The sequence below is a fragment of the Photobacterium obscurum genome (genome assembly GCF_026191635.1).
GTDB lineage: Bacteria > Pseudomonadota > Gammaproteobacteria > Enterobacterales > Vibrionaceae > Photobacterium > Photobacterium obscurum.
Genome location: NZ_JAKRRW010000005.1, coordinates 178554 through 192459 on the forward strand (window position 1 = coordinate 178554; position 13906 = coordinate 192459).

At 50.3% G+C, this 13906-nt stretch carries 10 protein-coding genes; 6 read left to right on the forward strand and 4 right to left on the reverse strand.

Annotation, left to right across the window (positions count from 1 at the left end; translation table 11 throughout):
• Positions 1-12: 12 nt before the first annotated feature.
• Positions 13-882: a LysR substrate-binding domain-containing protein gene (locus MD588_RS08820; RefSeq protein WP_265696734.1), complete on the forward strand. Its 870-nt coding sequence runs from the start codon at positions 13-15 to the stop codon at positions 880-882.
• A 134-nt stretch (positions 883-1016) separates the two neighbouring features.
• Here the strand turns inward: MD588_RS08820 and MD588_RS08825 are convergent, their stop codons facing one another.
• Entirely contained in the window at positions 1017-2813 is a 1797-nt protein-coding gene (locus MD588_RS08825; RefSeq protein WP_265696735.1) for a sigma-54-dependent Fis family transcriptional regulator, read from the reverse strand.
• A 284-nt stretch (positions 2814-3097) separates the two neighbouring features.
• Between MD588_RS08825 and exaC the strand changes: the two genes are divergently transcribed.
• From exaC to MD588_RS08845, 4 genes are all read left to right on the forward strand, one after another.
• Entirely contained in the window at positions 3098-4618 is a 1521-nt protein-coding gene (gene exaC, locus MD588_RS08830; protein WP_265696736.1) for an acetaldehyde dehydrogenase ExaC, read from the forward strand.
• A gap of 582 nt (positions 4619-5200) precedes the next feature.
• A complete protein-coding gene (locus MD588_RS08835) occupies positions 5201-6484 on the forward strand; it encodes a hemolysin family protein (protein ID WP_265696737.1) in 1284 nt (427 codons plus the stop codon).
• Between the two features lie 96 nt (positions 6485-6580).
• Positions 6581-6877 (forward strand): hypothetical protein, encoded by a 297-nt coding sequence (locus tag MD588_RS08840; protein WP_265696738.1) that lies wholly within the window; start codon positions 6581-6583, stop codon positions 6875-6877.
• Between the two features lie 88 nt (positions 6878-6965).
• Complete coding sequence (locus tag MD588_RS08845; RefSeq protein WP_265696739.1) at positions 6966-7991, forward strand: helix-turn-helix domain-containing protein; 1026 nt, start codon at positions 6966-6968, stop codon at positions 7989-7991.
• A 235-nt stretch (positions 7992-8226) separates the two neighbouring features.
• On the opposite strand, the gene MD588_RS08850 is transcribed toward MD588_RS08845, so the two are convergent.
• Complete coding sequence (locus MD588_RS08850) at positions 8227-9681, reverse strand: pyridoxal phosphate-dependent decarboxylase family protein (protein WP_265696740.1); 1455 nt, start codon at positions 9679-9681, stop codon at positions 8227-8229.
• 198 nt (positions 9682-9879) lie between these two features.
• On the opposite strand from MD588_RS08850, the gene MD588_RS08855 reads away from it, so the two are divergent.
• Positions 9880-10278, forward strand: coding sequence for a hypothetical protein (locus MD588_RS08855; RefSeq protein ID WP_265696742.1), 399 nt, complete (start codon positions 9880-9882; stop codon positions 10276-10278).
• A gap of 475 nt (positions 10279-10753) precedes the next feature.
• Here the strand turns inward: MD588_RS08855 and MD588_RS08860 are convergent, their stop codons facing one another.
• Together MD588_RS08860 and MD588_RS08865 are read right to left on the reverse strand one after the other, a co-directional pair.
• On the reverse strand, positions 10754-12232 hold the full coding sequence (locus MD588_RS08860; protein WP_265696743.1) for a Mur ligase family protein: 1479 nt from the start codon (positions 12230-12232) through the stop codon (positions 10754-10756).
• A gap of 328 nt (positions 12233-12560) precedes the next feature.
• Positions 12561-13865, reverse strand: a complete 1305-nt coding sequence (locus MD588_RS08865; RefSeq protein ID WP_265696744.1) for an anaerobic C4-dicarboxylate transporter — start codon at positions 13863-13865, stop codon at positions 12561-12563.
• Positions 13866-13906: the final 41 nt, after the last annotated feature.

Consider the following 13906-nt stretch of genomic DNA (forward strand, 5'->3'; position numbering starts at 1 on the left):
GTGGTAGTAACAATGTTTAACTGGGAAGGGGTCAGCGAGTTTGTCGCTGTTGCCGAGGCCGAAAGCTTTACTGCTGCCTCAAAAAGACTCGGGATTTCAACGGCTCAGGTCAGCCGCCAAATCAGTGCGTTAGAAGCAAGGCTAGCAGCCAAGCTGTTTTACCGTACCACCCGCAAAGTATCGGTCACTGATGTCGGCCGGATATATTACCAGCACTGCCGTCAGGTACTCGATGGGCTGGAAGAAGCAGAGCGTGCAATTGGTAATCTGCAGAGCTCACCGCGGGGAATGCTGAAGGTAACCGCTCCCGTCACCTACGGTGAAGGCACCATAGCCCCATTGCTCAACAACTTTGCGCTACAGTATCCGGAACTTGAAGTTCAACTGCAGTTGTCAAACCAGAAAGTCGATCTAATCGATGAAGGATTTGATCTGGCGATCCGACTCGGCAAGCTGGAAGACTCCAGCATGATGGCCAAGCGACTGGGTACCCGTACCCAGTATGTGTGTGCATCTGAAGAATACCTGACCGCTCATGGCGTCCCCTATTCATTATCGGAACTGGACCAGCATAACTGCCTACAGGGAACATTGGATTACTGGCGCTTTCAGGAAGATGGCAAGGCCCGCAATATCCGGGTCAAAGGCAACCTGCGCTGTAACAGCGGCCACGCCCTGACCGATGCGGCCCTTAAAGGGATCGGGATCGTCCAGCTGCCGGATTACTACGTCCAGCAGTATATTGACAGCGGCCAGCTAATCCCGCTGCTGACCCAGTTTACCGAAAGCGATGACGGGATCTGGGCACTGTATCCGCACAACCGCCACCTGTCACCAAAAGTCAGGATGCTGGTTGACTATCTTAAAGAGCAGCTAGGTTAGTCACTGGCATAGCAAGAGTAATAAAGGCAGTGTATTAGCTATACGCTGCCTTTTGTTGTTAGAAGATAAGGAAATGTTGGCTAGTTAAACAGTTCAACACCATCAACTTTGTAGCTCTGCAGTACAGCTTCCAGTTATTGAATTCCGAGCTTTTTGAGCTTACGGTACAAGGTATTGCGGCTGACACCCAGCATTCTGGCTGTCTTGCTGATATTGCCTTTATTGGCGCGGTAAGTATCAAGCAGGGTATCTGTAATCGTTGTCCTGAGATCTTTCGTTCCTGAGGCTTCTACCGTCAGCTTCCCCGGTTGTTTCAATAACGGCTCGGCAATATGCTGCGGCAGATGGCCCAATATCAACTGCCCGGCATCATCGGACAGCAGCGAGGCTACCCGCAGGACATTGTCCAACTCCCGGATATTCCCCGGCCAATGGTAGCTCGTTAACAAGTTCATCAGATGCTCGCAGATCGTCTGCTCATCACAGCGATACTTACGGTGGATGGACGCTATCAGGGCCTTGCAATCCTGCCGATCACGTAAGGCGGGCAAGGTCAGAATCAATCCGTTCAGGCGATAATACAAATCCTGACGAAACAGCCCCTGTGCCACCAGCGCATCCAGATCTTTATGAGTCGCGGCTACAATCTGGATATCAACCTTGGTCGGCTGGTTACAGCCGATAGGCACCACCTCTTTTTCCTGCAAGACATGCAGCAAGTGACACTGAGCGGCCAGCGGCATATCAGCGATTTCATCTAAAAACAGGATCCCTTTGTCAGCCTGGCGTACCTTGCCCTGGAATCCCTGTTTGCTGGCACCGGTAAATGCCCCCGGCGCATAACCAAACAGCTCGGACTCAATCAAATCTTGCGGTAATGCACCACAATTTACCGCCACTAACGGACCGTTATGTCGCTGGCTATGACCATGTAACTGTTTGACAAACTCACCTTTACCTACCCCAGTTTCGCCCAAGATCAGTAGACTGACATCTTTATTGACTAGCTTGCAGGCTTGCTGCCATGCCTGCTCCATCCGACTGTCACCATAGTGAAGTGGGCACGACGGCGAATACACTGTCGAGGGCACGTTAGCAGACGATGTTTTCTGCAACGACTGGCAACTAAAAACAATCTTGCCAGATGGTGCCACCGAGCGGTTTACGGCTGACAAAGGCATATCCATCAGTGAATCAATATGGCATCCCCTCATTTCTCGCAGATCCAATAAGCGGGCAGCAACTGCATTATGCGCCACTACATGCCCTGCTTCATCGGCAATAACAATCCCCTGCCAACCACTATTGAGCAACTGTTGATCCAGCGCCAGATCAAACCGAAACTTGCCATTGGGCACCTGACACAACAGATTATTTTCTATCTGCTGTACCATATTTTGGATCAGCAGCCGCGTCCGCTCGGAGTGCACCTGCTGCTCGCTAGTAATATCCAGTACCCCGATCAAATCACCAGAAGGACTATATACCGGCCCGGCAGAGCAGCTTAAAAAACGATGGCTACGGATAAAATGTTGCTCACCAATCACCGCCACGAAGCGCTGATCCGTTAATGCGGTTCCAATCGCATTGGTCCCCTTAAGGTTTTCCTGCCAGCAAACACCCGACTCCAGCGCAATGCTAGTGAGCCGTTGCTCGAAACGTTGCTGTCCCCATGCTCCAATAATTACCCCTTCCGCGTCAGTCAGTAACAGGCGGCTGTCGGTACCGGCAAACATTTGATTGAACAACGGCACCGCCAATTGCTCAACCGCAGCAGTTAATGATTTGGCGCGGTACTGGCGCTGCGCCAGCTGCTCTCGATCGAGCCGGACATGATCTGGGACGTGCAGCTCATCAAGGCCAGCCATCTGGCTACGGTGCCATGACAGCTCCAGCCAATCCTGCTGATTGGAATTAGCGAATAGGTGCATAGGGTAACTGTTCCATGTTGTCACAGAGTCAGTGTGCCATTTTGTAACAGTTGAACAATTTCAACCGCATGGCGCATTTATCCGTGATTGCGAATGCTCTCAGGTAAAAGTTTATTAATCATAGCTTTACATTTTATTAACAACAAGTCCGAGCTTTTGGCCTGTAGTTTGCGTTAGTAAAAAACATAAGAAACACAACAGAACATGATAAATACCAGCCAGTTGCACCAATGCAGCGGCGATTTTTAAACCATTCGTGAACAGAAGCAAAGAAGGAACGACCTATGATCTACGCACTACCGGGAACCGACAATGCTGTTATTACATTCAAGCCTCAATACGATAACTATATTGGCGGAGAGTGGGTAAAACCTGTCAGCGGTGAGTATTTCGACAACACATCGCCGGTCAATGGCGAGTCCTATTGTCAGGTAGCTCGCTCAGATAAAGCCGACATTAACCTGGCCTTGGACGCCGCCCACAGCGTGCGAGCCAGTTGGGCAGCCACCAGTGTTACCGAGCGTGCCAACATCTTGCTAAAAATTGCCGATCGCATCGAGCAGAATATCGAAGTGCTGGCCGTAGCCGAAACCTGGGAGAACGGTAAACCGGTGCGTGAAACCCTTGCCGCAGATCTGCCGCTGGTTGTTGACCACTTCCGATACTTTGCCGGCTGTATCCGCGCACAGGAGGGGTCGGCTGCCGAGCTGGATACCAACACTGCCAGTTATCATTTTCCAGAGCCTATCGGCGTGGTCGGCCAGATCATTCCCTGGAACTTCCCGATGCTAATGGCCGCATGGAAACTCGCCCCAGCGATGGCAGCTGGCTGCTGTGTGGTACTCAAGCCTGCCGAGCAGACCCCAACCTCAATTCTGGTACTGATGGAAATTATCGGCGATCTGATCCCTGCCGGGGTCGTCAACGTCGTTAATGGCTACGGCCACGAAGCCGGTCAGGCACTGGCTACCAGCAACCGCATTGCCAAGCTGGCCTTTACCGGCTCCACCGAGGTCGGCAACCACATTCTGAAGTGCGCTGCCGAAAGCCTGATCCCATCGACGGTCGAGCTTGGCGGTAAGTCACCAAACATCTACTTTGCTGATATCTTTGACCATGAAGACGCCTACCTAGATAAATGTATCGAAGGGATGCTGCTGGCCTTCTTCAATCAGGGCGAAGTCTGCACCTGCCCGTCCCGTGTACTGATCCATGAGTCAATCTACGATGAATTCATCGCCAAAGTCGTTGAACGGGCACAAAACATCAAGCAGGGCAACCCGCTGGATACCGATACCCAGGTTGGCGCACAGGCCTCAAAAGAGCAATTTGACAAGATCCTGAGCTATCTGGAAATCGGCCGTAACGAAGGCGCAGAAGTCTTGGTCGGCGGCAGTGCCGCAGAGCAGGCAGGCGAGCTGGAGCAGGGCTACTATATCGCCCCGACCATGCTCAAGGGCCACAACAAAATGCGCGTGTTCCAGGAAGAGATCTTCGGACCGGTGATCGCTATCACCACCTTCAAAGATGAGGCAGAGGCATTGGAAATTGCCAACGACACCGAATACGGTCTGGGTGCCGGTGTATGGACCCGAGATACTAACCTCGCCTACCGAATGGGACGCAATATCGAGGCCGGACGGATCTGGATCAACTGCTACCACGCCTATCCTGCCCACGCAGCCTTCGGCGGCTACAAAAAATCCGGTATCGGCCGTGAAACCCACAAAATGATGCTCGATCACTACCAGAATACCAAGAACTTGCTTGTCAGCTATGATGTCAACCCGCTAGGTTTCTTCTAGCCCTGCCAGCTACATAGGCAGCCCCCTTAATCCACAACAGGCCGACATAACACTATTTCGGCCTGTATTCATCACTCATAAACAATATTTGCCAAACAAATAACCACATACCCTAAAGGCATTCGTGACTACTCTTCAATAAAACGCCCACCAGGCGACACTTAACCTATTTATTCAGCTGCCATTCAGTTATAAGATATGACACTTGCAGCATATCATTTAGAAAAGGAATATCTCATATGGAATGCCGATGTACAGAAGTCATACGAGTAAAACGCAACCTCTGGCAACGTTTTGTCTATAAATCAATACACAGGTGTAAGCACTGCGGGAAGTTGTTTAAGCTTTAAGCTCGGGAATAAGCTCCTCAGACTAATCACTGAAGCAAGCCGTGCCGCTGGCTATTACGCAATAGGTATGCACGGATAGTCCTTAATTCTTCGCCACATTGCCGCCTCTCCAGATCTTTACAGAGTCACCCTCGGCTCGCTATTTTTCTAGGTAGATAACATTCTTATCAGCCCAGTACCTTGTAACATAAGTGTTGATTTAGGCTGGTTAATAGCTATCAGGAGAAGCAACTTGGATATTGCCATACTTACCGCGCTGATTTTGCTCAATGGCGTATTTGCCATGTCTGAGATTGCTCTGGTTACGGCACGCAAGAGCCGCCTGCAAAAACTGGCTGAGGACGGTGACCAAGCGGCAGCCAGCGCCATCAGACTAGGGGAGGAGCCGACCCAATTTCTCTCAACCGTCCAAATCGGTATCACCGCTATCGGACTGTTAAACGGTATCTTCGGTGAAGCCGCATTGGCAGATCCGCTTGCCACATGGCTTCAGAGTATCGGGCTTAATGAAAAAATCAGTTCGGCCAGTGCAACCGCTATCGTGGTTATTTCCATCACCTATGCCTCCATCGTTGTTGGCGAACTCGTACCCAAACGACTTGCCCAGTTCAATGCCGAAGGCATTGCTCGGCTAATGGCACGTCCGATTTCCCTGCTGGCAATGGTTTCAAAACCTTTTGTTTTCCTGTTGTCGTTATCCACCGATATGATTTTACGCCTACTGGGTAAAAAGGAGCTCGGCAGCGCCAACATCACCGAGGAAGATATACAGGCCGTGCTGGCCGAAGGCACCCAGACCGGCGTTATCGAAAAACAAGAGCATGATATGGTGCGTAACGTGTTCCGCTTCGATGATCGCAAAATGGTTTCTCTGATGACCCCGCGCAGCGAAATTGTTTACCTCGATATCGAACACCCCATTAAAGCTAATCTGGAAAAGCTACTTGGCTCAGAACATTCCTATTTCCCCGTCTGCAAGGGAGGGTTTGAAAACGTACAAGGTGTTATTTCTGCCAAACAACTATTACAGCAACAACTTAACGGAAAAATAGACGATATTGCCGACTCACTGCTGGCTGCCGTTTATGTCCCGGAAAATTGGACAGGAACCCAATTATTGGAAATGTTTCGGGCTTCTGGCGATCCGATGGTATTCGTGGTCGATGAATACGGTGACATTCAAGGTGTAGTAACAGCGCTGGACTTATTAGAGGCACTGGTCGGCGAATTCAACACCAGCGATCCAGAAGATCTGTGGTCAGTACAAAATGAAGACGGAACCTGGCTGTTCGACGGACTGATCCCCATCATGGTGCTCAAGGACATGTTGGAATTAAAAAGCATTCCCGAGGAAGAAAAAGGCGGCTACCACACCCTCAGCGGCATGATGATGTGGCTGATCAGTGGCCTGCCGCGTATCGGCGACAGCACCGAATGGCAAGGATGGCGTTTTGAAGTTATCACCCTCGATGGCAACCGGGTAGACAAGGTGCTGGCCAGCAGGAAAGTAAGCTAAGTGATGGCTGTGGCGTTAAATGATAAATATCATTCTGCCCATTTTTTATACTCCCCCTGCTCAACAAGCAACCCAACATCGCAGCGAGAAATAAAGATGAAAAGCATCTGGGCCAAAATCAAACATTTCCTGCTGACCCCCTTCAGCAAGGCTTGTCTGGTCTTTATTGCCCTTACCAATTTATATCTGGTGTACAAATGGGCGCTAGAGTATGTCAGAAAGTTCGGTGATGAGCTGTTTGAAATGATTGGTGCATCGGGCTCGATGGGGGAAAACCTCATCGCGCTGAGTTTTACGGCTATCTGTGGTTACTACACAGTCGAAGCTGTAATCAGCATCTTTCGCCGTTCTCCTAAAGAAGTACAGCAAGCCCCCCCAGGCCTGAATACATAAATGTAATAATCCCCCTATACTGCAGGGATGCAGTCCGCTAAACCGGTATAATACCTTCGAACTTAACCATACCCGCGGAGCAAAAGGAATGAACCAAGGCCAACTGGTCCCGCTGATCAAAACAGCCCATGCCGCAACCCTAATTGAAATGCTCAAACATTTCGAGGCAGATATCTACCCGCTCCTCAAAACCGCGGGATTACCCGAAGATATCCTGCAATCACGCCATGAATTTGTTCCGGAAACCCCAATCAAACACCTGCTGGCCATGATGGCCGAAAAGGCAGACCCTGATCATTATGGCGATTTGCTCCGAACCACCATCCGTGAATACTTTATTCCGAAAATGCTCAGGCATTTGCATAGCCCAGAAACGATTGGCGAGGCCATAGAGCAGATGCGAACAGCGGTGCGGCACGACTCCCCGACCGCCAAGATCAGCATCGAGTATTTCAACGGCATCCCATGGTTCTGCCGCCACAAAGAAAAAGAGGTGTCCGAAGGCTTCTTGTGGGCAGAGGTTTTTGCCATCCTGTTCCTGATCGAATTTATTCGCTTTACCAGCAAAACCCGGTGGCAACCAAACTGCATTGCTGTCCAGTCGCCAAATGCCGACAAGCTAGTCGCGATGCTGCACAGCCCCAAACCCGTGATCTATACCAACCGCAGTCTGGCTGCCGTCGAGCTGTCCAACGAAATACTGGCCATGCCCTTCAACCTGCCGGCCAGTTTCACCCCGCCCTCCAAGCAAACCAATAACCCAAAACCTCTGAGCTATGTCGAAACAGTCTATCTGGCCCTGGCCCCTTACCTGTCCCGGCAAGCCCTGTCTATTCAACAGGCCGCCGCTTTGCTTAATACCACCCCCCGTACCCTGCAGCGCCGCCTGTCAGCGGAAAACACCAGCTTCAAGAACATAAGAGAAAACATCATGCTGGCAACTGCCTGCCAAATGATGGAAAACAAGCAATACTCACTAACCGATATCGCCTCAGAGCTGGGCTATGCCGATATTGCCCACTTCTCACGGGCATTCAAAAAACTGACGGGCTTTCCGCCCAAAGACTACCGCAAGCGCTTCCGGCCCAGAACACTGGCAGACAGCGACGATTAACGATGCTGCCATAATAGCCACCTAAATTTGCACGAGGGTTCCGATACCAGACAGAGCCTGTTGAACAATACCGTTATCTTGAGATAGCCAATAGCGAGATGGGCTCTATAAGGAGTTATGGCTAAGTGCTATATAAAGCGGTTCAGCTAACCTTATAAAAACAAAACCGCTCGCCGGAGGCGAGCGGTATTACTGCAAATGCAGACCCTTTCATTATTTAGAGAAGTATTTGATATTAAGCAGGCTGGACTTCTGCTTCCCGAGATAGATCTAATTCAATGTGATAGGCTTCGATAATCTTTTCTGCAGACAAGTCAATATCTTGCTCTGAAGTATGACAGTTAAGCACTGAGAACAGCATTGTCTTAAGGCCTTTGTAACCTGATGTTGACGGGTAGCAGAAGCCACCTTTCTGTAGACGGTGAACAACACGTTCTGTTAGATCATTTCGGTACTCATCATCACCCTTACCAAACTGAGCAGAGAAGCGGTTTGAAACCACATCATTAAGAATCGTCACACCATCAACATGGCACAACTTATCAGCCATACGGGCCGCTAGCGCACAACATGTATCTAGGTGCTGTTCGATGCCTTCTTTACCCAATGACTTGATAGCGGCGTATACAGGTACACCACGAGCGCGGCGTGATGCGGAGATGCCAAAGTTAATCGCATTACGGTCCGGCTTAGCCATTGCATCATTCAGGTAATCACCCATATTGCTACCGCCCATCGCTGTTGCAAGCAGTGAAGCATCTTTAACAATCACCATTCCACTGTCATATGGCATGTTGAACCACTTGTGACCATCTGTATCGATTGAGTCAACTCGTTCGATACCTTTCAATAAGTGTTTCTGGCTGTCACTTGCACCAGCCCAGAGGCCAATAGCGCCATCGACATGTAGCCATGCGTTCGGATGAGCTTCAACACAATCAGCAATTTCATCAAACGGGTCAAATGCACCTGAGTCAATACAGCCAGCCTGGGCACAGACTAGAGTTGGGCCATCACATTCAGCCAAGATTTGAGGTAGCGTGTCCGGAATGATACGGAGGTTTTCATCCGTCGGAACAGTACGAATATCTTCAAGGCCAACACCGATCATCGACAAGGCACGTTTGATCGTTGAGTGGATTTGATCACTTACAATCACATTGATTCGTGGAGCACCGTATAGCCCTTGCTTGGCAACATCCCAATCCGCTTTTTGCAGCAGACTGTTACGGGCAGTGATCAGTGCAGTATAAATCGCTTCCTGGGCTCCGGAGGTAAAGCCCACCCCAGCGGTTTCAGAAAGGCCAAGCAGCTCCAGCATCCACTCAGCTGCTGTCTCCTCAATAACCGAAGTACCCGGGCTGGAAACATAATAAGGTACGTTCTGATCCCAGGCACTGACCAACCAGTCTGCAGCCAAGGCTACCGGGAAGGAGCCACCGATGGCGTAGCCGAAATAACGTGGACCGCCTGAACCAATCAGGCCACTTTCAACATTGGCCACCAGATCATCCAGCACCTGCTCCGGATTACTCGGTTGCTGCGGCAGACTACCGCCGACCACCTGGCGTAGTGATTGAGAGCTAACCTGCTTGTCGATTGGCCTTTCCGGCAAAGCTCCCAAATAATCAACGGCATGAGAAAGTGAACGATTCAGCAGCTTGCTGTACTGGTTAAACTGATGAGACATGGCGTACCTCTTTGGTTAATGATTTTGTCTACAGCCATAAGTTAAAGGTTCCAGCATGCTTTATTTATCATTTCGCGCCACCAGAACACAAAGCAACCATCTTACCTGGGACCCCTTAATTATTTGCACCATCGTTATTGATCCCTAATTCGTAAGAGCAAACGAAATGGCGATGAACATCGTTAAGGAACACTCCTAGTGTCGTCAATTGGTAAAAACAGCCACATTCGCATCAGTACAGTGGGGATAAAACAAACCGGAGAATACCCCATGAAACGATTATCACTGCTAGCCGCCGCCTCTATTGCACTGTTCAGTGCACTCCCAGCCCACGCAAAAATCTTTAGCGATGCCGCCAAGCTAGGCGCAAATGCGGGTGCCATGCAATACTGCAAAAAGATAGACTCCGCAAATGAAGGCAAATACAACCTGCTGGGGATCAGAACATTAAAAGAATACGAGCGGCTAGATACTGGAGACCGAGCCAAGGCGCTTATTTACAGAAATAAAGCAGAGCAGAAGGGAATTTATCTTTCAGATCCTCTCAACAAGGAGCGATGCAGAAAAATTCGCCGCACCCTTCATCTTACAAGCTAATTGGGTGACGAAACAGCAGCCAGTTATGATAAACGCCGCCACTGATTCAGGCGACAATCTCAGTCGCACCTTGCAGCAATTCAAATCACCTAATCTGCCATCTTCGGTAATTAGGTGATAAGAGCAAGGTGCGACACTCAGAAGAAGTGTTGACTAAAAAAAGCCCCAATCACTAACACGGTAACACCATACATAAGAGCAGTGGCAATCTGCTGCCAGGATGCTGGCTTTTGTTTCTTTCTATTCTTCATTTCATGTCCACCACATTGACTGGGATCCGGTGATTAATCTGTTTGTACCATTTATTGCGTCTAGCCACTGCAATATTCAACCTAAAAGCGATAACGGGTACGGGGCCACTCTTTGCAACCCTCTTTGAGTTAGTTGTGGTTTACATTGTAAATACGAATAACAGACAGGAGGCAACCGAACAGGTCAAAGACGAACGATCCGGTTGCCTCCACACCGCAGCGCCTTACGCTATTGCCGCTTCCACCTGTAGCTGGCCGTTAGGGAAACGCATCCCGCCGGCCTGCATCAGTGCAGCAAAATCGCCGATATACGGCTGTGGATCGTTTTTATTGCTACTGATGTACTGGTGTTTCTCCGGCCCTTTGCCACACAGCAGCAACACATCTTCAGGCATCAGGCAAGACACTGCCTGCTCGATAATATTCTGCCGGTTATGATCAGAACTGGTGTTGTCCTTGGATACCTGGCTGGTCATTGCGGCAAACAGCTTCTCTTGGCAGACACCCTGCGGGTTGTCGGTAGTAAAAAACACATGATCGGATCGGTCGCTGCACAGTTCGCCAATCGCTGCCGCATCAGCCAACCGATCCCCCGTTACGCCAATCACGGTATAGATCCGCCCGCAGCTATGGCGCTGTACATTCTCCAGCAGGTTGAGCAGGCTATCGTAATTATGGGCATAGTCGATGATCGCGGTCGCGCCGTTCTCCATCATATAGACCTCGCTGCGCCCGGGAGCATGCTCCATGGTGGCAAGCATATCGACAGCGATTGATATCTCGATATCTATTGCCGTCAGCATTGCCAGCACTGCGAGAGAGTTTTCGATATTGAACGTAAATGGCAGGGCAGTTCTCACCGCTAGGTCCTGTCCCTGATAGATCAGCCTAAACTGTCCACCATGACATGACGAAGTGATCTCAGAAGCAAAAATATCGGCTCCGGGATCAGCCATGCTGAAAGTGACTACCCTCGCCTTGCTCCGGCAGCGCTCGATCATCGCCAATGCCAGCTCGTCATCTAAGTTAATCACTGCAATACCGCCGGGCTTGAGGCGGTCAATCAACCTCAGCTTAGCCTGAATATAGTCATCCCGGCTCCTGTGATAATCGAGGTGGTCACTGCCGATATTGGTGATCACCACCACGTCAAAATCGACAATGCTGACTCTATCTTGTGACAACGCATGGCTGCTGACTTCCATCACATTATGGGTCACCCCGGACTGCTCCATGGCATGGAATAAATTCAGCAGGCTAATTGCATCCGGTGTGGTATTGTCCAGTTCGACTTGTTCATCGCTAAACTGACAGCCCAAGGTACCAGTATAGGCCGACTTGAACTGGCGGTTTAACAAAGCGTTTAGACAGTAGGCCACCGTGGTTTTGCCATTAGTGCCCGTCACCCCGATTTGTACCAGCTTATCCTGTGGGTACTGATAATACTGGTTGATAAGGCTGACACTGCTGCTAAAGCTTGGCGTCAGAATGCAAGGCACATCCAGCTCGAGTGGTTTATTGGCAATAACGCCAACCGCCCCTCTGCCAATGGCTTCGTCGATCGATTTATGGCTGTCCCAGTTCGGTCCCTGACGGCACACAAACACATCTCCGGGTTGAATCGTCTGGCTATTACTTTTGAACTGAGCCAGATCAAGCTGGCGGAGCTGCGCTAGATTTGTTGTATTGCGGTTATTCATCATTTTTATTCTGTCGCTAAGGGTAAGCGATATGAATCAACTTTGTTTTACCCATAAAGCAAAACAAAGCCGGTTCAGGCAATTGTTCAGTTTGGTATTAACATGGCTCTCAGGCCGTCACTGTAATCGAATGAATTCATCAAAGTTATGCGCGGTATCAACTGGTAATGAGTTGGCCTCACACAACTATTGATATTTGTGATGATAAAGGCATATCGCAACCTCGACAAACACAACAAAGCCCCACTATGGAATTTACATAGGAGTATTTCCAAAGGGGGGGCTTCAATAACCATAGCAAGCATCATTGCTAAGTTAAGTTGCGTTCCGGTTAGACAAAAAGGTTAGCCAGCACAAAACCGAACGGTACAGCAGCAACGATCCCCAGCATCCCTGGCAGAAAAAACGGATGGTTGACGATATAGGAGCCATTCCACTTATTGCTAAGGAAAGAACCGGTATCATCCGTGGCAATAGCAAACGCCGTGGTCGGATAGATGTTGGTCATGTACAGCGCGCTCACCGCAACAAAGCTGGCCAGAATCGTGGCAGGATCCACATTCAGTGACGCCGCGATAGGCACCAGCAGCGCACTGGTCGCCCCCTGACTGAACAACAATGCGGACGTACCGAAGAACACCACGGCCAGCAGCGCCGGATACTCGCTCAGCACATCCCCGGCCAGCGTTTTGATCTCAGGAATATGCACACCGATAATGGTCGAGCTCAGCCAGACAATACCAAGGATCACAATCAGGCTTTCAGCTCCGTCTGCAAAAATCGGTGCCTTCTTAATTGAGGTAAGCTGCACCTTGCACACCATCGCCATAACAAAGCTAGTCAGCAGCATCACGATAACGATGATATCGCGCGATCCCAATGTATGGCCAAGCAGCGGTTTGAACAACAGTAAGGCAACAATGAACAACACCCCACCGAGGAACAGCCATACCGAACGCTTGGCCTCGAGAGTCGGCTCAAGATTTTTCTGCTCTTCCGGCGTGAAATTAACCAGCCCTTTCTCGACGCGCTCCTTGAAAATCGGATCATCTTTCAGCTCGCAGCCCTGACGGCTGGCAATAAACGCAGCGACAATGGTCCCGAACAAAGCAGACGGCATGATCACACTCAGCGCGGTACCAAAACTCACGCCCATTTGCTCAACCACCACATACATCGCAGCGGTTGCCGCCGAGATAGGGGAAGCAGTAATGGCAATCTGGGAGGCGACAACTGCCGAGCTCAGCGGTTGGCTGGGGCGCACGCCATTTTCCTTGGCCACCTGCTGGATCACGTTCAACACCGACATCGCGGTATAGCCCGTACCGGCCAGCGTCGTCAGTACAAAAGTCGTCGCCGGAGCCAGGATATTGATGTACTTGGGATGGTTACGCAGCATTTTCTCGGCACAGTTAACCATATAGCCCATACCTCCGGCCTGCTGCATAACCGACAGCGCCAGGATCACCGACATAATGATCAGAATAACCGATACCGGAATACTGCCCGGCGGCAGGCCAAGACCAAAAACGGCAATCGCCATCCCGAGACCACCGGCTAGACCAACACCAATCCCGCCTAGACGGGCGGCCAGAATAATGGCCCCTAGCAACAGACACGTTTGAATAATAATCATTGGATACCTCGTTTCTCTTCCGTTATAAACTCGGAGTTGTT

Excerpts from the sequence above, each read along its gene's own strand:
- MD588_RS08820 (WP_265696734.1), top strand. The coding sequence starts at position 13 with ATGTTTAACTGGGAAGGGGTCAGCGAGTTTGTCGCTGTTGCCGAGGCC.
- MD588_RS08825 (WP_265696735.1), bottom strand. The coding sequence starts at position 2,813 with ATGCACCTATTCGCTAATTCCAATCAGCAGGATTGGCTGGAGCTGTCA.
- exaC (WP_265696736.1), top strand. The coding sequence starts at position 3,098 with ATGATCTACGCACTACCGGGAACCGACAATGCTGTTATTACATTCAAG.
- MD588_RS08840 (WP_265696738.1), top strand. The coding sequence starts at position 6,581 with ATGAAAAGCATCTGGGCCAAAATCAAACATTTCCTGCTGACCCCCTTC.
- MD588_RS08845 (WP_265696739.1), top strand. The coding sequence starts at position 6,966 with ATGAACCAAGGCCAACTGGTCCCGCTGATCAAAACAGCCCATGCCGCA.
- MD588_RS08850 (WP_265696740.1), bottom strand. The coding sequence starts at position 9,681 with ATGTCTCATCAGTTTAACCAGTACAGCAAGCTGCTGAATCGTTCACTT.
- MD588_RS08860 (WP_265696743.1), bottom strand. The coding sequence starts at position 12,232 with ATGATGAATAACCGCAATACAACAAATCTAGCGCAGCTCCGCCAGCTT.
- MD588_RS08865 (WP_265696744.1), bottom strand. The coding sequence starts at position 13,865 with ATGATTATTATTCAAACGTGTCTGTTGCTAGGGGCCATTATTCTGGCC.